This is a genomic window from Cryobacterium sp. Sr3 (assembly GCF_004402835.1).
Taxonomy (GTDB): domain Bacteria; phylum Actinomycetota; class Actinomycetes; order Actinomycetales; family Microbacteriaceae; genus Cryobacterium; species Cryobacterium sandaracinum.
The window spans coordinates 25527-44408 of record NZ_SOFA01000041.1 but is presented as its reverse complement, the minus strand read 5'-3'; the positions used below and the strand labels follow the sequence as shown (position 1 = coordinate 44408).

General features: G+C 67.9%; 17 protein-coding genes. 11 read left to right on the top strand and 6 right to left on the bottom strand.

Annotated features, from left to right (window positions below):
- Nucleotides 1–26: 26 nt before the first annotated feature.
- Nucleotides 27–1418, bottom strand: a complete 1392-nt coding sequence (locus E3N94_RS13320; protein WP_134420539.1) for a hypothetical protein — start codon at nucleotides 1416–1418, stop codon at nucleotides 27–29.
- 195 nt (nucleotides 1419–1613) lie between these two features.
- Here E3N94_RS13320 and E3N94_RS13315 point away from each other — a divergent pair, with 195 nt between their 5' ends.
- From E3N94_RS13315 to E3N94_RS13285, 7 genes are read left to right on the top strand one after another with little or no spacing between them, the layout of a single operon-like run.
- Nucleotides 1614–2516 carry a glycosyltransferase gene (locus tag E3N94_RS13315; RefSeq protein WP_166785384.1) on the top strand — a complete coding sequence of 301 codons (903 nt, stop codon included), beginning with the start codon at nucleotides 1614–1616 and terminating at the stop codon, nucleotides 2514–2516.
- Nucleotides 2517–2559: 43 nt separating this feature from the next.
- On the top strand, nucleotides 2560–3249 hold the full coding sequence (locus E3N94_RS13310; RefSeq protein ID WP_134401285.1) for a glycosyltransferase family 2 protein: 690 nt from the start codon (nucleotides 2560–2562) through the stop codon (nucleotides 3247–3249).
- Nucleotides 3250–3273: 24 nt separating this feature from the next.
- Entirely contained in the window at nucleotides 3274–3657 is a 384-nt protein-coding gene (locus E3N94_RS13305) for a DUF2304 domain-containing protein (protein ID WP_134401211.1), read from the top strand.
- Complete coding sequence (gene galE / locus E3N94_RS13300) at nucleotides 3654–4622, top strand: UDP-glucose 4-epimerase GalE (RefSeq protein WP_134570403.1); 969 nt, start codon at nucleotides 3654–3656, stop codon at nucleotides 4620–4622. The genes E3N94_RS13305 and galE overlap by 4 nt, the downstream gene beginning before the upstream one ends.
- On the top strand, nucleotides 4619–5905 hold the full coding sequence (locus tag E3N94_RS13295; RefSeq protein WP_134570402.1) for a hypothetical protein: 1287 nt from the start codon (nucleotides 4619–4621) through the stop codon (nucleotides 5903–5905). The genes galE and E3N94_RS13295 overlap by 4 nt, the downstream gene beginning before the upstream one ends.
- Entirely contained in the window at nucleotides 5902–7524 is a 1623-nt protein-coding gene (locus tag E3N94_RS13290) for a DUF2142 domain-containing protein (protein WP_134570401.1), read from the top strand. Before E3N94_RS13295 ends, E3N94_RS13290 begins: the two co-directional genes overlap by 4 nt.
- Nucleotides 7517–8680, top strand: coding sequence for a glycosyltransferase family 4 protein (locus E3N94_RS13285; RefSeq protein WP_166790112.1), 1164 nt, complete (start codon nucleotides 7517–7519; stop codon nucleotides 8678–8680). The genes E3N94_RS13290 and E3N94_RS13285 overlap by 8 nt, the downstream gene beginning before the upstream one ends.
- Here E3N94_RS13285 and E3N94_RS13280 read toward each other — a convergent pair.
- Genes E3N94_RS13280 through E3N94_RS13270 form a run of 3 tightly spaced genes read right to left on the bottom strand, consistent with a single transcriptional unit; the run spans nucleotide 8656 to nucleotide 11779 of the window.
- Nucleotides 8656–9753: a glycosyltransferase family 1 protein gene (locus E3N94_RS13280; protein ID WP_134570399.1), complete on the bottom strand. Its 1098-nt coding sequence runs from the start codon at nucleotides 9751–9753 to the stop codon at nucleotides 8656–8658. The two genes, E3N94_RS13285 and E3N94_RS13280, sit on opposite strands and share 25 nt — an antisense overlap.
- Nucleotides 9750–10907, bottom strand: a complete 1158-nt coding sequence (locus E3N94_RS13275) for a hypothetical protein (RefSeq protein WP_134570398.1) — start codon at nucleotides 10905–10907, stop codon at nucleotides 9750–9752. The genes E3N94_RS13280 and E3N94_RS13275 overlap by 4 nt, the downstream gene beginning before the upstream one ends.
- Nucleotides 10904–11779 carry a hypothetical protein gene (locus E3N94_RS13270; protein WP_134570397.1) on the bottom strand — a complete coding sequence of 292 codons (876 nt, stop codon included), beginning with the start codon at nucleotides 11777–11779 and terminating at the stop codon, nucleotides 10904–10906. Before E3N94_RS13270 ends, E3N94_RS13275 begins: the two co-directional genes overlap by 4 nt.
- A gap of 58 nt (nucleotides 11780–11837) precedes the next feature.
- Here E3N94_RS13270 and E3N94_RS13265 point away from each other — a divergent pair, with 58 nt between their 5' ends.
- Both E3N94_RS13265 and E3N94_RS13260 read left to right on the top strand, forming a co-directional pair.
- Nucleotides 11838–13007: a glycosyltransferase family 2 protein gene (locus tag E3N94_RS13265; protein WP_241976776.1), complete on the top strand. Its 1170-nt coding sequence runs from the start codon at nucleotides 11838–11840 to the stop codon at nucleotides 13005–13007.
- Nucleotides 13007–14041, top strand: a complete 1035-nt coding sequence (locus tag E3N94_RS13260; protein WP_134401202.1) for a glycosyltransferase family 2 protein — start codon at nucleotides 13007–13009, stop codon at nucleotides 14039–14041. Before E3N94_RS13265 ends, E3N94_RS13260 begins: the two co-directional genes overlap by 1 nt.
- Before the next feature lie 24 nt (nucleotides 14042–14065).
- Here E3N94_RS13260 and E3N94_RS13255 read toward each other — a convergent pair whose 3' ends face one another.
- Both E3N94_RS13255 and E3N94_RS13250 read right to left on the bottom strand, forming a co-directional pair.
- Complete coding sequence (locus tag E3N94_RS13255; RefSeq protein WP_134570396.1) at nucleotides 14066–15370, bottom strand: O-antigen ligase family protein; 1305 nt, start codon at nucleotides 15368–15370, stop codon at nucleotides 14066–14068.
- A gap of 19 nt (nucleotides 15371–15389) precedes the next feature.
- Nucleotides 15390–16694: an O-antigen ligase family protein gene (locus tag E3N94_RS13250; protein WP_134570395.1), complete on the bottom strand. Its 1305-nt coding sequence runs from the start codon at nucleotides 16692–16694 to the stop codon at nucleotides 15390–15392.
- An 80-nt stretch (nucleotides 16695–16774) separates the two neighbouring features.
- Here E3N94_RS13250 and E3N94_RS13245 point away from each other — a divergent pair, with 80 nt between their 5' ends.
- Together E3N94_RS13245 and E3N94_RS13240 are read left to right on the top strand one after the other, a co-directional pair.
- Entirely contained in the window at nucleotides 16775–18451 is a 1677-nt protein-coding gene (locus E3N94_RS13245; RefSeq protein WP_134570394.1) for an FAD-dependent oxidoreductase, read from the top strand.
- Entirely contained in the window at nucleotides 18448–18738 is a 291-nt protein-coding gene (locus E3N94_RS13240) for a metal-sensitive transcriptional regulator (protein ID WP_134570393.1), read from the top strand. Before E3N94_RS13245 ends, E3N94_RS13240 begins: the two co-directional genes overlap by 4 nt.
- Nucleotides 18739–18882: the final 144 nt, after the last annotated feature.

Here is an 18882-nt window from a genome sequence, read left to right as displayed (position 1 = left end):
GCCAGTTCTCTGCCGCCGGGCCCGTGTCAGGCAAGCAACGGTGCGTTGACGAGAACGTAAGCGTAAAGGGCGACTGAGTAGGTTACGAGGATGCCAACAGCCCAGCGGTTCCGGATCGTGAGACCGGCCAGCAGCAGGAACGACCCTAGGATCGAGGCTCCGTACCGCGGCGGCAGCGGAAAGTAGTTGCCGGTCGTCACATGGATCATGATTGCGAGCATGGGCGCGAAGAACAGAGCGGCCATCGTCACAGACACCACCATAGGGGTGAGCTTCGATCCCTTGCGCAGGGCCCAAAAGGCTCCCAGCACCCCGGCCACGCAAATCCATGAAAGCGGCGCAACCACGAAGCCGGGAATCGCATAGGCAAGGTCGGACGAGCCCGAGATATTGACGTTGGAGGTGATTGTGCCGGGAAGGAACGTCGCGACCTGAGAAACGAGCTCCTCAGGCGTGAGCGGAATGCCGATCGCCTGATCGACGGGGATGCCGACCGCTTCTGCTGAGCGGAATGCCAGCCAGGCCAGCTGGGCGCCCACCGACGCGCCGAGCGCGAGGACGGCGAAGAAAAGTAGCCCGAGCGATGACCGGTTCCGCTGATATGGTCTGCGAGTCTTCCAGCCTGCCCACTGTGTTTCTTTCCGCTCCAGCAGCCACAGTATGAGCAAGTACAGAGCAGCCAGGCAGACGCCGAGAACATTCGTCACTTTGAAGAGAACCGCCGCCGTTGAGATCACCGCGAGCCACCACCCGGACCACTGGCCCCGGCCGATCTTTACCGCCGCCAGGAGGATGAGGATGCCGAAGGCGAGGGAGGGAGCGTCCGTGCTGATATACGTATAGGTCCACCAGGCGAACGGCGATGCGATCAGGGCCAACCCAAGGCCGAGGATGACCGGGCGCCGGATGCGCCACTGCCGAAGTAGGAGGTGCAGAAGCACGGAGGCCAGCCCGAGCCAGAGCGCCCCGGTGACCCGCCATGACGAGAGCTGGCTGATGCCCGTGAGCGTGTGGACGGCGTCTCCGATCACACGCGTCACCGCGAAGTAGGCGGGAGTGTAAGCATCGGCCGACGTGACGCCCTTATACGGGAATGTCGACAGGTCTGCGACGCTGCTGCCGCACGCCGGGCCCATCGGGCCGTACGGCGTGACGCCGTCGCACGACATGATGACGAGGGCTTCCTTGCCGATCTTCTCGCCCTCATGCACGATGCCCTGAACGGGGAGTTTGAACAGGTAGTCGACATAGACCCACTCGTCAACAGGGGAGAGAGCCGGTCCGTGGTTCGCGGTCACGACGGCTGACATCCCGAACGAGGCAATGACCAGAACGACTGGCACCCAGAGGGCGATGAAGAGGCGCCTCCATCGCGACTGGGGCGGGGCGGCGGGGGTGATGGTTTGCTCGTGTGACACGGTCATATCAATCTCTCGGAGGCGACCCGGATTCCGTCGAGAATACCGGCAGCCCCGATATCTGGAAGACGGATGGGGCGTGAACGGGTGCGCGCTCCATCTAGTGGGCCACGTACCATGGGTACTTCGACCCTAGTCGGGAGCGCAGATAATCCCCGGCAGCGGGGTACAACGAACAGAAGGATGGATAGCACCGTGAGCCCAGTCGGCGAATCCTTCGAACCGATCACCGTGGTGATCCCCGTCTACAGCGGAGTCGAGCCCGGCCACCTGCGCAGGGCCCTCGGGAGTATGCAGGAACAGACTCTTCCGGCCGACGAAATCCTGATCGTGGAGGACGGGCCGTTGGGCGCGGGCCTTGACGCGGTCGTGGCCGAACTCGGCGGGGTCGACTCCCGGGTGCGCCGAATCTCCCTGGCGCAGAATCGGGGCGTGGCCTACGCGATGCAGGCCGGCATTGAAGCGGCGAAAAACCGCTGGGTCGCCCGGATGGACGCCGATGACGTCTCCCTGCCCAACCGGCTGGAAATGCAGGCGCAGGCCGCCTCCGGTGGGCACTACGCGGCGATCGGCGCCGCCATGCTGGAATTCGAGGGCGACGAGGAGAACATCGTCGGACTGCGGGTTATGCCGCTCACGGAAGAACGGATCCGGCGATACGTTCTGACCAACAGCCCGATCAACAATCCGACGCTCTTCCTGGACCGGGACGCGGCCCTGGCGGTCGGCGGCGTGCGTCATGTCCCCAATATGGAGGACTACGACCTGTTCGCCCGGCTGGCTGCCGGGGGCTATCCGATGCTGAATCTCGCGGAGCCGCTGCTCCTATTCCGGGCCGACCCGGCCATGTTCAAGCGTCGGTCCGCCCGAGGGATGTTCGCCGCGGAGGTGCAGATGCAGCGCAACCTGCGCTCGTACGGTCTGATCAGAACGCCTCGAATGTATGCGAACCTGCTGGTCCGAAGTGCGTTCAGGGCACTCCCGCAACGCGCATTAAGGGTCGCCTACGCACTGTTGTTCCGGGTCCGTCCCCCAGGGAGCAAGGGCCTAGGCTCGAGAGCGAGTGGGAAAGGCACAGCCAAGTCCGATGGGTTATAAGGCAGATGATACGACCAAGGGCGTTAGTCCGACGGATGCGGCGATGAGCGAAGCGGACCGGATGGTCGCGGAAAAGACGTGGCTCGTCATCCCGCTCTTCAATGAAGCAGCCGTGGTGGGGGACGTCATCCGTCACGCCAGGGAGACTTTCCCCCACGTGGTGTGCGTGGACGACGGCAGCACCGACGACTCCGCCGAGGCGGCACGGCGGGCCGGTGCCCACGTCGTGCATCACCCCATCAATCTGGGCCAGGGCGCGTCGCTGCAGACCGGCCTGCGGTATGCGCTCACCGACCCGGGGGCAGAGTACTTCGTGACCTTTGACTCCGACGGGCAGCACCGGGTCGAGGATGCTCTGGACATGGTCAGGCGCCTGGCGACGGAGCCGCTGGATATCGTGGTGGGGTCGCGCTTCCTCGACGACCGCACGAAACCCGGCGCGATCAAACGGCTGGTGCTCAAGGCCGCCGTCGTCTTCCAGAACGTCACGTCCGGTGTGCGCCTCACCGATGCGCACAACGGACTTCGGGCCCTGTCTCGCCAGGCGGCGAGTTCGATTCGAGTGACCCAGAACCGGATGGCCCACGCCTCCGAGATCGTCAATGAAATCGGGCGGCTGGGACTCCGGTACGCCGAGCAGCCGGTGCACATCATCTATACGGACTATTCGAGGTCGAAGGGCCAGTCCGTCTGGAACTCCGTCAACATTATCAGCGACCTCATCTTCAAATGACCGGACTGCGAGGGACGGAACCCCATGGACGCTAATCAAATCCTGATCAAGGTTGTCTTGATCACAGTCTTCGCGGTTCTGGGTCTGGTGATCCTGCTGCCCCGCCGCGGTGCGCGTGGAATGGCCATCCGTCGTCTGACTCTGTTGCTGGTCATGGTGAGTGCGGTCATCGCCGTCATCTTCCCGAACCTGACCAACTCGGTCGCTGCCGTGCTCGGAGTCGGCCGCGGAACGGACCTGCTCCTCTACGGGCTGATCGTGGTCTTCCTCGGCTTCGCCGTCACGTCATCCGCTCACAACCGGCGACTCGACCGGCAGATAACCGACCTGGCCCGCCAGATCGCACTGACCGAAGCAATCACGGCGCGCGAAGGCCGAACCCCGACGGAAGATGTCAACCCCGCATGACAACCCTGGTGACCGGTGGCACAGGCTACATCGGAGCTCATATCGTGGATCTTCTGTGCAAGCAGGGGCGGTCGGTCGTGATCGCGGACGACGTCGTCACCGGCATCGAAGGCCGGGTGCCCGGCGTGCCGATCGTGCGTTTGGAGTTGTCCGAAGACACCGCGGTCGCACGCCTTCGCGACCTGATGATCGAGCACGATGTGGACGAGGTCGTGCACCTGGCCGCGCGTAAGCAGGTCGGCGAGTCGGTGCAGCGCCCCACATGGTATTTCCAGCAGAACCTCGGTGGTCTGGCCAATCTGTTGGCGGCCATGGGCGAGGCGGGGGTGTCCCGCCTGGTCTTCTCATCTTCGGCCGCTGTGTACGGCAACGGTGCCGGGGTCCCGCTCCTGGAAACGGACGAGACACGGCCGGTGAACCCCTACGGCGAGACCAAGCTCGTCGGCGAGTGGATGATCCGAGACGAGACAGCGGCGCGGCCACTGCGCGCGATCAGCCTGCGCTACTTCAACGTGGCGGGCGCCGCCCGGCCCGAGCTGGCCGACCGAGCAGTGCTCAATCTGATACCGATGGTCTTCCAGAAGATGGCCGAGGGTAAGAACCCCGTCATCTTCGGTGACACGTACGACACGGCCGACGGCACGTGTGTCAGGGACTTCATCCATGTAGCCGATCTCGCGGATGCGCACATCGCGGCACTGTCCCGGCTCCAGGTGCAGGCCGATGCCTTCGACGTTTTCAACGTCGGGACAGGACGGGGGTATTCGGTGCGTGATGTGGTCAACGAGGTTGCCGTTGTCTCCGGTACCGACCTGCACCCGTCCGTCGAGTCTCCCCGCCCGGGCGACCCTGCCTCCGTGGTCGCCGAGGTCGACAAGATCGGTCGAGTCCTGGGATGGTCAGCGACCCGCTCCCTGAGCGACATGGTGAGCTCAGCTTGGAGCGCCCAGGAATCATTTCGGTGAGTGAATCCACCGGCAGCGGCCGGCGGGGAAAGCTCAGCATCCTCCTCATCGGGGGAGCGGCCGTGGTGGCCGGGGTTTCCGGCTATCTCGTCACCTTGGCGGTGGCCCAGCAGGCCGGCCTCGCTGCCTATTCTGTGTTCGCTGTCTTCTGGGCCGTTCTCTACTTCATCGTGGGATGTCTCTTCGGCCTTCAACAGGAGATGACCCGAGCCGTATCGGCGCGCACCCGCGCACGCACCACCGCCGAGGCACCGGGGCAGCCCCGCGTTCCGGTCCCGAAGTTCGTTCTTCTCGCGGCCGGGATCGTCGGTATCGTGATCGCGGTGAGTTTCCCGCTCTGGGCGCTCCCGGCTTTCGGGGCGAGTCAGCTCGGACTGGTCGTGCCGTTGGCGGTGGGAGCGGTGGCCTGTGTCGCGGTCGCCTCCCTCAGCGGGGTCCTCTCCGGACTGGGACTCTGGGCGGACCTGGCTCTGATCGTGGGCCTGGATGGCGCTCTGCGCCTCGCAGCGGTCCTGACGGTGCTCGCGCTCGGCGGTGACCAGACCTGGCTGGCCTGGGCCGTGATCGCACCGTTCCCGATCACGATGGGAATCGCCCTGCTGGTTGCCCGCAAGCGGCTGGCACGTGCACGGTACGTCGACGGCACCTATCGCGGCCTGCTCTGGAACAGTTCCCGCACCATGCTGGCGGCTGCGGCCATGGCGGCGATGGTCACCGGGTTCCCGGCGCTCCTCGCGCTGTTCGCTGACGGAGTCGACCGGACCTATTTCGGCGCTCTCATTCTGGCTATCACACTCCTCCGGGCGCCCCTGCTCGTGCCACTCACTGCATTTCAGAGTTACCTGCTGGTCTTCTTTGCGTCCCGTGAAGCGAACATCATCCGCGCTCTGGTCCTTTTCCTCACGGTCGTCGCGATCGGTACTGCGGTCTTCGCGGGGATGACGGCGCTCTGGGGCGAACAGGTCTTCGTCTGGCTGTTCGGCGACACGGTGAGGCAGGTGAGCGACCTCCTGGTTCCGCTGGTGTTCGCATCTGGGATGATCGCCGGGCTCTTCGTGACCGGGCCGGCCGTTCTTTCCCGTGACAGTCACACCGCCTACACGGCCGGGTGGGTCGTTGCGGCCGTCATCGCCATGGGCGCGGTGCTGATGCCCTGGGCCATCGGTGATCGCGTGATTGCAGCTCTGGTCATCGGGCCCGCCGCCGGTCTGTTCATTCACATCACGTCTGTCGTGCGGGCGTCTGCGCAACGGCGAGACCACCTCCCACGAGACGTGTCATGAGGGCGCTGTCTTCCCGGACGGCGCCCCGCGTCCGCCACGAACCAGCGCACACCCGGTCCGTCTTCTGGACGGCCTTCGCCCTGATGGCGACGCTCGCCACCCTGTGGTCGCTGGCCAGCCCGATTTTCTCCGTCCCCGACGAGAACGCCCACGCAACGAAGGCCATCGCACAGGTTCGGGGTGACCTCACCGGGCACGCCGTGGAAGGGGTCAAACACTCCGTCGTCGACCTGCCGGAGGAGTATTCCTACAGCCAGCAGATCGTCTGCTACCTCTTCCACTCGGAGATGACCGCAGACTGCGGGTTCGAACTCGGGGACGAAGGCGGCAACGATTCGTTCAACACCTGGGTGAGCGCGTACAACCCGATCTACTACTACCTCGTCGGCTGGCCGACTCTCCTGCTCGACGGATCGGCCGGGATCTACTCCATGCGCATCATCAGCGGCCTGCTGTGCTCGGTCTTCGTGGCCTGGGCCTTCCAATCCGCAATGTCGGTGCGGCGTTCCCGCTGGCTGCCGTTCGGGCAGGCCTTTCTCGCGGCGCCCATGGTCGTGTACCTCTTCGGATCTGTTAATCCCAACGGCATCGAGATCGCTGCGGCCGGCGCGCTCTGGATCTCCCTGCTCCGGCTGCTGCAGCACTTCGACGGCCGTGACCCGGGAGTGGTGTCGTCGCTATCCCGTCGCCACCTCTGGCTCATCGTCACGGTTGCGTCGATCGTGCTGGTCACCGCTCGAGCGACGGGGCCGCTGTGGCTCGTGGTCGTGGTCGGGCTGTGCTTCGCGGCCACAGGTTGGCGGGCGGTGAAGACTCTTTTCACGACGGGTTCCTCCTATCTCGGGCTGGCTTTCGTGGCGGCCGGCGGGCTGTTCTCGATCCTCTGGACCCTCCGCGGCGGCAGCCTCTCCGGCCAGGCGGATGCCTCGGATGCGCCCCAGGTGGGGGCCTCCTTCGTGCAGGGCTTCGCCTATGTCATCCGCCTGACGCCGGACTATTTTCATCAGGCCATCGGATTCTTCGGTTGGCTCGACACGCCCCTCTCCGGGCCGAACTACTGGCCGTTCGTGGCCGCCACGGCCATCTTGGTGGCGCTCGCCTGCACCGGACTGGACCGACGCAGCGTAGTGACCATGGGTGTCGTTGCGGCTGCCGCGGTGCTGGTCCCCGCTCTCGTTCAGGGCTACAGCGTGCACCAGACCGGCATCATCTGGCAGGGCCGCTACGGGCTTTTCCTCTACGTGGGGGTGACGCTCGTGGCCGCCTGGCTCCTGTCCGGGCGCTCGGGGCGGCGTCTGGCGTTCCTGTCCACCCGCCTGACCTGGATCGGCGTCACCCTCGTCGCCGTCTACGGCCTGGGGGCGTTCTTGTTGGTGCTGCGGCGCTACGTGGTCGGCACGGACGAATCGTTCAGCACAATGTGGGAGAACCCCGACTGGGAGCCACCGCTCGGCGCGATGACCCTGGTGGCCCTCTACGGCCTCGTTTCACTCCTTTTCGTGATGTGGTCGGGCCGGCTGGCGGTCAGATCCGCGCGGGCCGACGATGCCGCCGTGGCAGAAACCAACACCGATGCATCCGCGTTGCCCGAGCCTGAGACCGAGACCGTCCGTGGTTGAACCGCGGGTGGCGGTCGCCTTCGACTGCCTCTACCCGGTCAACACCGGTGGCGGCGAACGCGTGTACCGCCGCCTGGCGGAGCTTTTCGGGGCCCGACGGTGCCCGGTCGACTACGTGACCCGCCGGCAATGGCCGACGGATGCGCCCCCGGCGGTGCCTTTCACCATCGTGCCGGTGTGGCAGGGCGACATCTACGATGCCCGCGGCACCCGCACGCCACGGAGCGCGATCGCTTTCGCAGCGGCGCTGTTTCGCCACTTCCTCCGTCGGCGCGGGAGCTACGACGTCGTGGTCGTCAGCACCCTGCCAGTGCTGAACCTGTTCGCGGTGCGGCTGGCCCTCGTCGGCACGCCGGCACTCGTGGTCGCCGACTGGCTCGAGGTCTGGCCGTGGCCGAAGTGGCGGGAGTACGCCGGCGCGCTGCCGGGAACGATCGCCTTCCTGTTGCAGACCGTGGGCATCCGCCTCGGTGACCTGCACACCGTCAACAGCGAGTTCACCGGTGCCCGGCTTCGCCGCTATCGGCGCCGTGCCCAGCCGGTCGCCCTGGGCCTGGTCGACCTCGTCGGCGACGAGCCCGATGCCACGATCGAACGGCCCGAAGACCCGTACCTGGTCTTCGTGGGTCGGCACATCGCCGACAAACGCGTGATCGATCTCATTCCGGCCCTGCGGGAGGCCCGCAGCCAGGTTCCGGCCCTGCGCGCGGTTATCGTGGGCACCGGCCCGGAAACGCCCCGCGTGGCCGCCCGGGTGACCGAACTCGGCCTGGACTCCGCCGTCGAGCTGCTCGGCCGGGTGGGCGATGACGAGCTGAGGGGCCTCGTGCAGGGTGCTCGGGTGCTAGTCAACCCGTCGGCCCGGGAGGGGTTCGGGCTCGTCATCGCCGAGGCGGCGGCCTTCGGCACACCCAGCGTGGTGGTGGCGGGCCCCGACAACGCCGCAGCGGAGCTGGTCGTCGACGGCGTCAACGGCTACGTGGCCCTTTCCGTGGCGCCCGCCGAACTTGGCGGGGCTATCGTGCGAGCGGTCGAGGCCGGCGAGCCCCTGAGACGCTCCACGCTCGACTGGTTCCGGCGCGAGCGGGTCAGCCACGGCCTGAGCGCCTCGGTCGACCAGATCCTGGCGCGCTACCGCTCGGCGAGGGCCCGCTGAAACGACGCCAGGGTGTCCAGGGCGGTCTTCGCCCACGAGAAGGCGCGGGCGCGGTCACGGCCCTGTGCTGACAGGCGCGCCAGCTCGGCCGGGTCGTCGAGCAGGCGGGACAGCGTCGCCGCGAGGGCGGCGGCATCCTGCGGCGTCACGTACACGGCCGCGTCGCCGGCGACCTCGTGCAGCACCGGGATATCGGAGCAGACCACGGGGCAGCCTCGGGACATGGCCTCCAGCACCGGCAGGCCGAAGCCCTCGAACAGAGTCGGGAACACGATCAGGCTCGACTCGGCGTAGCACCGGTCGAGTTCCTCGGCGCTCAGCCAGCCCCGCAGTGACACCCACGCCTCCAGACCGAGCCGGGCAACGGCGGGGGCAAGCGGGTCGTCGCCGTGGCTGCCGGTGATCACAAGGTGCGGCCGGGACTCGGCGGGGACCAGGGCGAGGGCCTCCAGCAGCAGGGGGAAGTTCTTGTGCGGCATCCGGTTGCCCACCGCCATTAGCCGGCCAGGCAACCGGGGGAGAGGCACAGGGTCCGGGTTCGCAGCCGGGTCCTTGCCCGCGAGCGGCACCACGTCGATGCGGGCGGCCGGAACCCGCAGGTAGCGCACGATGTCTTCTGCCGAGGCGACGCTCACGGTGAGAACGCGGCGGGCGCCGTGCGCGGCCACCCGGATCATGGTGCGGAGAATGCGCGAGTAGACCCCAGGCACGTATTCCGGATGCCGGAACGGCAGCAGGTCATGCACCGTGAGCACCACGGGCACCCGCGACCAGACCGGGCCGAGGTTTGCCGGACAGTGCACCAGATCGGCGCGCAGCCGGCGGGCCGCGCGGGCGACGGTGACGAGCTCACCGCGGGCCCAGGCGATCCGGTTCTCACCGCTGATGCCCGAGTCGACGATCTCGCCGGGGAACCAGGACGTGTCCGAGCCGGCCAGCTCGCTCGACGCGAGGCCGATGAATTCGATCCCGCCGGCATCCGGTTCGATCCGGCCGTACACCTCCCGCACGTACGACTCCATGCCGCCCTTGCGGCCGGTGTAGAAGAGCAGATCGACGAGGACACGGCTCACGCGGCGGCCGCCACGACCAGCGCGGCGGCGCGCACCCGGCGGCGTCGCGCGAGCTCGTAGACCACTGCCGAGGCCAGCTCAGCGATGAGCAGCCCTAGAAACACGGCGGATAGGCTGTTCAGCGCCAGGCCGATCCCGGCGAGGACGAACGCTATGACGGAGACTGCGGCGCGCAGCCCGGTGAGCAGCCGCACCTCGCCCATCCGGCGCAGCGCGGCGAACGGAATCGTCGTCGCGAGCGACGCGGCCCGCCAGCCGCACGCGAGCACCAGCGGCAGGACGGCGGCCGAGCCGGTCCAGACGCCGCCGAAGATGAAGCCGAGCACTCCGGTGAGCTCCAGCATCATCAGCACCACCACGGCTGCGACCACCGCGCCGGCCGACACCACGATGTCGAGGCGGGAATGCTCCTTGAGCAGCCGCAGTCGCATGAAGTTCAGAGGGATCGCGAGCAGGCCGGACACCGTCGCGATCGCCGTGAACAGCACTGCGCCGCCGGGCCCGATCAGTGTCAAGATCATGACATTCAGGAGCGGATAGATCACCCCGGTGATCGCCGTGTCGGCCACCACCCAGCTCATCACGGCCGGCTCGGGGCGACTGGCCCGGTGCGTCACCGGCAAGCAGCGCACCAGGGTGGCCAGGGCGATTCCGGCCACGAGCGGGATCAGCGCCCAGTCCTGGCCGGTGAACGCTGCCGCCACACCGGCGAGGGCACCGAGCCCCACGGCGATGGATGCCCAGATCTCCCGCAGGTCGAGACGCTCGGCGACCGAGACGCCCCGGCCCACTTCCAGCGCGGCGATCAGCAGAGGCAGGCCGAGACAGAGCACGACCGGGTTCGTGGCGTTGAGGGCGATCACCACGGCGGCGACCAGGGCAAGGCCGGCCAGCCAGAGCGGGAACACCACCCGGCGGTCGGTTGCCGCCGAGCTGAGCCGGGATTCCAGCACGACCGCGAAGGTGAGCTGGCCGGCGAAGGTGGCCACCATCACCGCCACGGCAATGACGCCCTGCTCCGGCCGGCTGAACAGTCGGGACGAGATGGCGACCGTTGCTGCGGGGATGACGGCCAGCGATACACCCCCGAGCAGGGTGATCAGGCTGAGTGTGGCCCGGCGCAGACGGAGAGGGGCGGGCAGATCGGCCGTCATCGGGTCACCGCGGTGAGCGTGCCGACGGGGCCGAGGGTGCGCCCGAGCATTCCTTCGAGCCGGCCGAGGAGCACCCACCAGCCGTCAGTGAGGGCGTTCGTGCCGCGATTGCGCAGACCGAAGAACAGACCGCCGCCGAGGAACGCGAACCGCCACCACAACGGATACCGCCAGCGGGTCACCAGGCGTCCCAGCCCGCGGCCGTAGCCGCGCAGCTTGTGACGGCGTTCCGCGCTGCTGAGCCCGCTCGGGTCGCTGATCCCGCCCACCGTGAGCGCGGGCGGCTGCCAGGCGAAGCCGAGGTGCTCCCCGGCACGGATCAGTTTCAGGAGCAGGTCCGTGGCCTCCCCGGCCTGCCAGGGCGTCGGGGCGCCGGTGCCAATCTCCGGGTTGAAGCCCCCGATCCGGTCGAACACGCTGCGCCGGATCAGGATGCCCATCTCGATCACGCTCCAGACCGTCCACCGGGTCAGGGCCGCGCCCGGCTCGGGCAGCACGAACTTAGGCCCGTTCTCGTCGACCACTGTGAGGGCGCCCGCTAGGAAGCTCTCGGGGAGAAGCCTCATTCGTTGCAGCGCGCCCGGTGGGTACCAGGTGGTGTCATTGGGAAAATTGAGCAGCAGATCCCGGTCGGCCGGCAGCGCCGCGACGCCCGCGTTCCGGCCGCGGGCAGCCCCGGGCGGCGACGTCGTCACGATGATTCGCATGCTCTCCGAGCGATAGACGGATGCGAGGGCCTCCACTTCAGACAGGTTTCGCTGGGCGACCACAAGGAGCGTGTCACCCACCAATAGCTGACCAGACAGGGAATCGAAGAGTCGCTTGAGGCTCTCGACACGGCCGAGCGTCGACACAACCAGTCCAAGGTCCACACAACCCAGTCTGTACGATGAGGGGGCTAGACCAACAATGACGGGACTTGCAGCGAGCATGACAATCACCGCAACCATTGAACTTTCGATCCTGATGCCGTGCCTCAATGAGGCCGAGACGCTTGCGATCTGCATCGACAAGGCCCAGGGATATCTGCGGCGAAGCGGCATCACCGGTGAGGTCCTGATCGCCGACAACGGCAGCACTGACGGGTCGCAGCAGATCGCCGAGGCGCACGGGGCCCGGGTCGTGAATGTCACGGAAAAAGGCTACGGCAGCGCTCTCATCGTAGGCATGGAGGCCGCCCACGGCACCTATGTGATCATGGGTGACGCCGACGACAGCTACGACTTCAGCGAACTCGACGGTTTCGTTGAGCGGCTGCGTGCGAGCGATGAACTGGTCATGGGCAACCGCTTTCGCGGCGGCATCGAACCCGGCGCCATGCCGCCGCTGCACCGGTACCTCGGAAACCCGGTGCTGTCGTGGATCGGGCGCTCCCTGTTCCGTTCCCCGATCAAGGATTTCCACTGCGGGCTGCGCGGCTTCAACCGCCAGTCGATGCTTGCCCTGCACTTGCAGACCTCGGGCATGGAGTTCGCCAGCGAGATGGTGGTCAAGTCCACACTCGGTGGGTCCCGGGTGAGCGAAGTGCCGACCACGCTCAAGAAGGACGGCCGCAGCCGGCCGCCGCACCTGCGCAGCTGGCGGGACGGCTGGCGGCACCTGCGGTTCCTGCTCATCTTCAGCCCGCGCTGGCTGTTCCTGATCCCCGGCATCTCCGCGTTCCTGATCGGCCTGGTCGGCACCGTGCTGCTCGGCTTCGGACCCGTCGTGGTGGGGGAGGTGGGCTTCACCTACTCCAGTCAGATCTACCTGGCCGCCCTGGCGGTCGTCGGCTACCAGGCCTTCCTGTTCGCCCTGCTCACCAAGATCTACGCCCAGCACGAGGGGTTCCGCATCCCCCGCAGCCGCAACTTCGAACGGCTCGAGAAACGCATCAGCCTCGAGAGCGGTGCGATCCTCGGGGTCGTGCTGTTCCTGATCGGCCTGGGCATAGCCTTGTCGCAGCTGGTCGGCTGGGCGGCGGGCGGTTATGGCGCGCTTGAGGCCGGTGCCACCGTGCGGGTGGCCATCCCATCTGCCCTACTGATGATGCTGGGCTCGCAGACGGTCATGGGCGGCCTCTTCCTCGGCGTGCTGTCGGTCGGCCTGAAGCGACGCTGATGGCTCGCTCCACCGCTTCCTCGTCGCGCGCGCCCGGAGCATCCCTGCCGCGCGTGTCTGTGGCCCTCTGCACCTACAACGGCTCCGCGTTCATCGAGGAGCAGCTGCGCAGCATCCTCGGCCAGACCGCGCCCGCCGACGAGATCGTCGTCTCCGACGACGGCTCCACTGACGACACCCCGGCTGAGGTGGAAAGCGTCTTCGCCGCCTGGAAGGTAGAGCATCCGCGGCAGGCCGTGACCCTGCGCCTGATCCGCAACTCTGCGCCGCTGGGCGTCACCGCGAACTTCGAGCAGGCGCTCACTGACTGCACGGGCGAGCTGATCGCGCTCAGCGACCAGGATGACGTGTGGCCCCCGGAGCGGCTGGCCCTGCTGATCGCCGAGTTCCGGGCTCGCCCGGACCTGCAACTGCTGCATACGGATGCCCGACTCGTCGACGAGGCGGGCCTGCCGACGGACCGCACCCTGCTCGCCACCCTGGGGGTCACCGCCGCGGAGCGTGCCGCGGAGCATGAGGGGAACGCCTTCGACATCCTGCTGCGCCGCAACATCGTAACCGGCGCCACCGTGATGCTGCGCCGCGGGCTGGTGCAGCGTGCACGACCGTTTCCGGCGGCGTGGGTGCACGACGAATGGCTGGCGATCGTTGCCGCCGCGACCGGCGAGGTCGACCTGCTTGAAATCCCGCTGCTGGACTACCGCCAGCACGCAGGAAACCAGATCGGCGCCTCCAGCCTCGACGCGGCCGGCAGGCTTGGCCGGCTGCGGGCGCCGCGCACGGCGCGCAACGCCCGTTTGCTGGCCCGAGCTCAGGCGCTGCAGGCGCGGGCGGCGCAGCTGCAGCCTGCGCCGGCAGCCGGAACGCTCGCCCTGATCGACGCCAAGCTGGCCCACGAACGCCGGCGCAGCACCCTTCCGGCCCTGCGCGCGGCCCGGGTCGCGTCCGTTTTCGCGGGCTGGCGTGCCGGCGACTACCGTCGCTTCGGCCTCGGCCTGCAGGACATGCTGCGCGACCTGGTGCAGCCGGTCTGAGCTTTCGCTCGGCTCGGCCCTTGCTCAGTTCTCCGGGTGCCGGTGCGGGGTGGGCTGCAACAGGCTTCGCCAGCTCTTGCCCTGCGCGGCCTTCACGGCGCAGATCAGCAGCAGCAGCCAGCCGAAGTCGACCAGCACGGTGCTTTCGGCCGCCGAGGTGACCAGCAGGGTCACCAGCACCAGCGGCGACCAGACGTAGACCATCGAGCGTTTGTCCGAGGCGAGCAGCCACGACCGCCAGAAGGCGAGCGTCACGAGCGCGAAGAACGACAGGAGGCCGACCAGGCCGACCTGGAAGTAGACGTCGAGGAACGCGTTCAGCGCGGAGGCCTGCGGGCGCCCGGTGACGAAGCTGAGCCAGCCGTAGGGCGTGACGTCGATGGGCCAGAGACCGGCCCAGCCCCAGCCCTCGAGCGGGTTCAGCATGGCCAGACGCCAGATTTCGCCCCAGAGTGTGGTGCGGGCCTCGAACTCGCTGCCCGCGTTCAGCTGGTCGGTGATGCGCGCGCGGGCCGCAACCGCGATGATGCCGGCCACGACGGTGCCGCCGAGCAGCCCGATCTGCAGCAGCCACCGGTTCGCGGCGGGCGTGGCGCGCAGCCAGATCAGCGCCAGCGCGGCGAGGCCCACGAACAGGGCCACCACGAGGATGACGGGGGAGCGGGTGAGTAGCAGGCCGAACACGGCCAGGGCGATGGAGCCGATGCCCAGCCCGCGCCGCACCGACCGGGACCGCAGCTCGACCGCGAAAGTGACCGCCGCGATCAGCGAGACCAACCCGAACACGTTGCGAGAGCCGAAGAGGCCCTGCACGGGCCCGAAAGAGTCGATGTTGCCCTGGATGCCGAGGAAGACGAAGGGCGTGTCGAGCAGCAGGCCGGAGAGCACTTCCAGAGCCAGGGACACTCCGAGCAGCACCCGCAGCACGTCGCCGGTGGCGCGCACGACCTGGATGGTGTCGCGGGCCAGGGCGATGTAGATGGCCAAAAAGGTGAAGGCGAGCTGGTAGAGCGAGGCGCTGAGGGTGTGCAGCGGGTAGCTGGACCACAGCACCGACAGGGCACACCAGCCCACGAAGACCATGATCGAGATCGGTAGGAGCCCGTGCCAGTCGACGCCGGCCCAGCGGGCGGTGAGCGAGAACGCGGCCAGCACGACGAGGCCCACGAGAATGCCGACGACGCCGGGCGGGCCGATCACGGCGCGCAGGGCAGTGGTCGAAAAGGCGAAGCCGATGATGACCAGCGCCAGCGAGGAGGCGAACTTGGGGGAGGCGAACAGCCGTGTGAACTGGTCCGGCACGGCGGGGGGATACGCGCGGTAGGTCATGACGTTCCCACGCTACCGCCTAAGGCATCCGTTGATTGGTTGCCTGCTGTCGCTTCGTGATCACGGCGAGCACGACCAGCAGCAGCCAGCCGGACTCGATCAGGATGCGGCTTTCGGCCAGGCTCTGGGCGATCAGGGCTACCAGGAGCAGCAGCGGGAGCAGGGCGGAGGCCGCGTAGGGTTCCGTGTCGGCGAGGGCGCGCCTGGGCCGGTCGACCGCGAGGAACCAGCAGCGCCACAGCGTGGAGAAAACGGCGGCGGCGAAGATGATCAGCCCGAGGACGCCCAGCTGAAGCCAGACGTCGAGCCAGGCGTTGTGCGCCTGAAGGTAGACGACGCCGCGGCGCACGGCGAGACCCTCGAAGGGTTCGACCCAGGGGGCCCAGTAGCTCACCCAGCCCCAGCCGAACACCGGGCGCTCGGCGGCCAGCCCGGCCACGCTGCGCCAGATGTCGAGGCGGCCGGTGAGGTCGGCGGATTTGCCGAGCAGGGCGAGGAGCTGCGGCGTGAGGGCCACCAGGCCGACACCGCCGACGACCACGGATGCCCCGGCCACCAGGTACACCGGCCGGCGCCCCTCGGGGAGCCGGCGGCGGGCCCAGAGGGCGAAAAGCAGCGCTGCGGCGACGGCGGCAGCAGCAAGCGTCACGGTCGCGGACCGGGTCAGCAGCAGCATGAGCACCCCGAGGCCCAGCCACGCCAGACCCCAGTTGCGGCTCACGGTGCCGGCGGCAAGTTGAACGGCGAAGACGATCACGGCCATCAGTGCCACGAACCCGAGCAGGTTGCGGTTGGCGACGATGCCCTCGATTGGCCCGCCCTGCAGCAGGATACCGCGGGTCCAGTAGTACGACTCCGGCACGTTGCGGGTGCCGTAGTCGACCCAGAAGGGGAGCACGGCCTGCCGCACGAACACGGCGACGATGAGCTCGAAGGCGAGGGACAGGGCGAGGATCCAGCGCAGTGCGGCGGCGAGCGTGCGCAGCAGCTCGGCCCAACTCAGGCACAGGGCGAGGAACAGTGCGGCCAGCGTGGTTGCCCACTGCAGGGTGACTCCGATCAGGGAGGCGCCGAGGTAGAACGACCAGGCCAGCGACAGGGTGGCCAGACCGAGGAAGGCGATGAGCGATTTCGGGAACCGCGACCACATCCAGTCCGGGTTCAATGTGACGAGGGCGACGACGCTGCTCACGACGACGACCAGCGCGATCGCGCCGTAGCCCCACCAGCCGAAAAGGCTGCGCCAGAACTGGCCGGCCAGGACGGAGAAAAAGACGAGCGTCGCGAAGGTGCGAACGACGAATCGGCTCTGGACGGCGGGCATGTGTCTAAGGCTAGAGCGTGCCGGGGCGGTCACCGATCAATTTCTATACCCCCTGGGGTATGGTTATCCCGGAGGTTCGAATGAAAACGATCATTGTTGGTGGAGTTGCGGGCGGAATGTCGGCGGCGACGCGGTTGCGTCGGCTGGACGAGACGGCAGACATTATTGTATTTGAACGCGGCCACTATGTCTCGTTCGCAAACTGCGGACTTCCCTATTACGTGGGCGGCGTGATCACGGACCGCAGCGATCTCCTACTCCAGACCCCGGCATCCCTCGAAGCCCGCTTCCGCCTCGACGTGCGCGTCGACCACGAGGTCACGGCGATCGACCGGGAGGCGAAGACGGTCTCCGTGCGCCAAACGCAGACCGGCGCCGAGACCACCGAGACGTACGACCGCCTCATCCTGGCTGCCGGAGCGACGGCCCGAACCGGGATCACCCCGGCCGGCATCGCCACTCGCACCCTGCGCACGGTCGACGACGTCGACCACATCACCGCTCTGCTGGCCGGCATCACGGGTCAGGCCTCCGCCGTCGTCATCGGCGCCGGGTTCATCGGCCTGGAGGCCGTCGAAAACCTCGTTCGCCGCGGCGTGCACGTGACCCTGGTCGAGTTCGGCTCCCAGGTCTTCGGGCCCTTCGACGCCGAGATGGCCGCGCCGATCTTCGACGAGCTGCTCTTGCGGGGCGTTGACGTACGCCTGAACACGACCGTCGTCGCCGCCGCCGACGCGGGAGTCAAGCTCAGCGACGGATCCGTCGTTCCGGCCGACCTCGTCATCGACTCCGTCGGGGTGCTCCCCGACACCTCGCTCGCCGCCCGGGCGGGCATCACGATCGGCGCGAGCGGCGGTATCGCCGTCGATGGCAGTCAGCAGACCAACGACCCGTCGATCTACGCGGTCGGCGACGGCGTCGAGAAGATCGACGCCGTCGACAACAGCGGCATCCTGATCACCATGGCCGGCCTCGCAAACCGGCACGGCCGGGCGGCCGCCGACAGCATCGCCGGCGAGCCCGCGTCGGCCTCCCCGGTGCTCGGAACCGCCATCCTCGGCATCTTCGGCCTGACGGCGGCCATGGTCGGCTGGAGCGAGAAGCGTCTCGTGCAGCGCGGCCGCGCGCACCGGGTCGTGCACACCCACCCGGCGTCGCACGCCACCTACTACCCCGGCGCCGAGGGCATGTCGATGAAGCTCCTGGTCGACCCGGCGACGGATGCCATCCTCGGCGCCCAGATCGTCGGCGGCAGCGGCGTCGACAAGCGCATCGACATCTTGGCGACGGCGATGACCGGCGGACTGACGGCATCCGCTCTCACCCGCCTCGAGCTGGCTTACGCGCCGCAGTACGCGTCGGCGAAGGACCCGATCAACCAGCTCGGCTATGTCGCCGACAACCTTGCCGCGGGAACGACGCGTGCGCTGCAGTGGCACGAGCTGGCCGCCGCCCGGGCCGCGGGCGCGGTGCTCGTGGATGTGCGCTCGGCGGCGGAGTTCGCCGCCGGGAACATTCCCGGCGCGATCAACGTTCCGGTGGACGAACTGCGGGACCGCCTGGCCGAGCTGCCCGACGCACCTGTGATCGTGCACTGCCAGGTGGGCCAGCGCGGGCACACGGCCGCACGCATTTTGAGCCAGAACGGGCTGGACGTGCAGAACCTCGACGGCGGCTACCGCACCTGGATCGCCGGCGAAACCGCTCTCGGCCTGATGCCCGTCATCGCCGCCAAGTCTGAAAGGATTCCGGCATGACCGAAATCACCGCTACCGCTGCCGACGTCGCTGGGGAACAGAACCAGAAGAAGATCCTCAACCGGTTGCGCCGGGCCCAGGGCCAGCTCGCGGCGGTCATCACCGCCGTCGAGGCCGGCGGCAGCTGCAAGGATGTCGTCACTCAGCTCGCCGCCGTGTCCAGCGCCCTCGACAAGGCCGGTTTCGTCATCGTCTCCACGGCGATGCGCGAGTGCCTCGACAACCCGCAGGGGGAGAACTCCCTCACGGTCGAGGAGCTGGAGAAGCTCTTCCTGACGCTGGCGTAGCCTCCCGACGCGAGTCGGGCCCGCTCGGCGTTGAACCAATTCGACGGAGATTCTCCCGTGAAAGCGCTTTTTCGGGGTTCTGGGGACTAGTTTGGCCAAAATCTCCGTCGAATTCGTTCGGGGCTCGCGGCTCGCGGCTCGGGG

What these genes read in the sequence shown, in the direction of transcription:
- E3N94_RS13310 (WP_134401285.1), top strand. Translation starts at nt 2,560, where the DNA reads ATGAGCGAAGCGGACCGGATGGTCGCGGAAAAGACGTGGCTCGTCATC.
- E3N94_RS13305 (WP_134401211.1), top strand. Translation starts at nt 3,274, where the DNA reads ATGGACGCTAATCAAATCCTGATCAAGGTTGTCTTGATCACAGTCTTC.
- galE (WP_134570403.1), top strand. Translation starts at nt 3,654, where the DNA reads ATGACAACCCTGGTGACCGGTGGCACAGGCTACATCGGAGCTCATATC.
- E3N94_RS13290 (WP_134570401.1), top strand. Translation starts at nt 5,902, where the DNA reads ATGAGGGCGCTGTCTTCCCGGACGGCGCCCCGCGTCCGCCACGAACCA.
- E3N94_RS13275 (WP_134570398.1), bottom strand. Translation starts at nt 10,907, where the DNA reads ATGACGGCCGATCTGCCCGCCCCTCTCCGTCTGCGCCGGGCCACACTC.
- E3N94_RS13265 (WP_241976776.1), top strand. Translation starts at nt 11,838, where the DNA reads ATGACAATCACCGCAACCATTGAACTTTCGATCCTGATGCCGTGCCTC.
- E3N94_RS13260 (WP_134401202.1), top strand. Translation starts at nt 13,007, where the DNA reads ATGGCTCGCTCCACCGCTTCCTCGTCGCGCGCGCCCGGAGCATCCCTG.
- E3N94_RS13255 (WP_134570396.1), bottom strand. Translation starts at nt 15,370, where the DNA reads ATGACCTACCGCGCGTATCCCCCCGCCGTGCCGGACCAGTTCACACGG.
- E3N94_RS13250 (WP_134570395.1), bottom strand. Translation starts at nt 16,694, where the DNA reads ATGCCCGCCGTCCAGAGCCGATTCGTCGTTCGCACCTTCGCGACGCTC.
- E3N94_RS13245 (WP_134570394.1), top strand. Translation starts at nt 16,775, where the DNA reads ATGAAAACGATCATTGTTGGTGGAGTTGCGGGCGGAATGTCGGCGGCG.
- E3N94_RS13240 (WP_134570393.1), top strand. Translation starts at nt 18,448, where the DNA reads ATGACCGAAATCACCGCTACCGCTGCCGACGTCGCTGGGGAACAGAAC.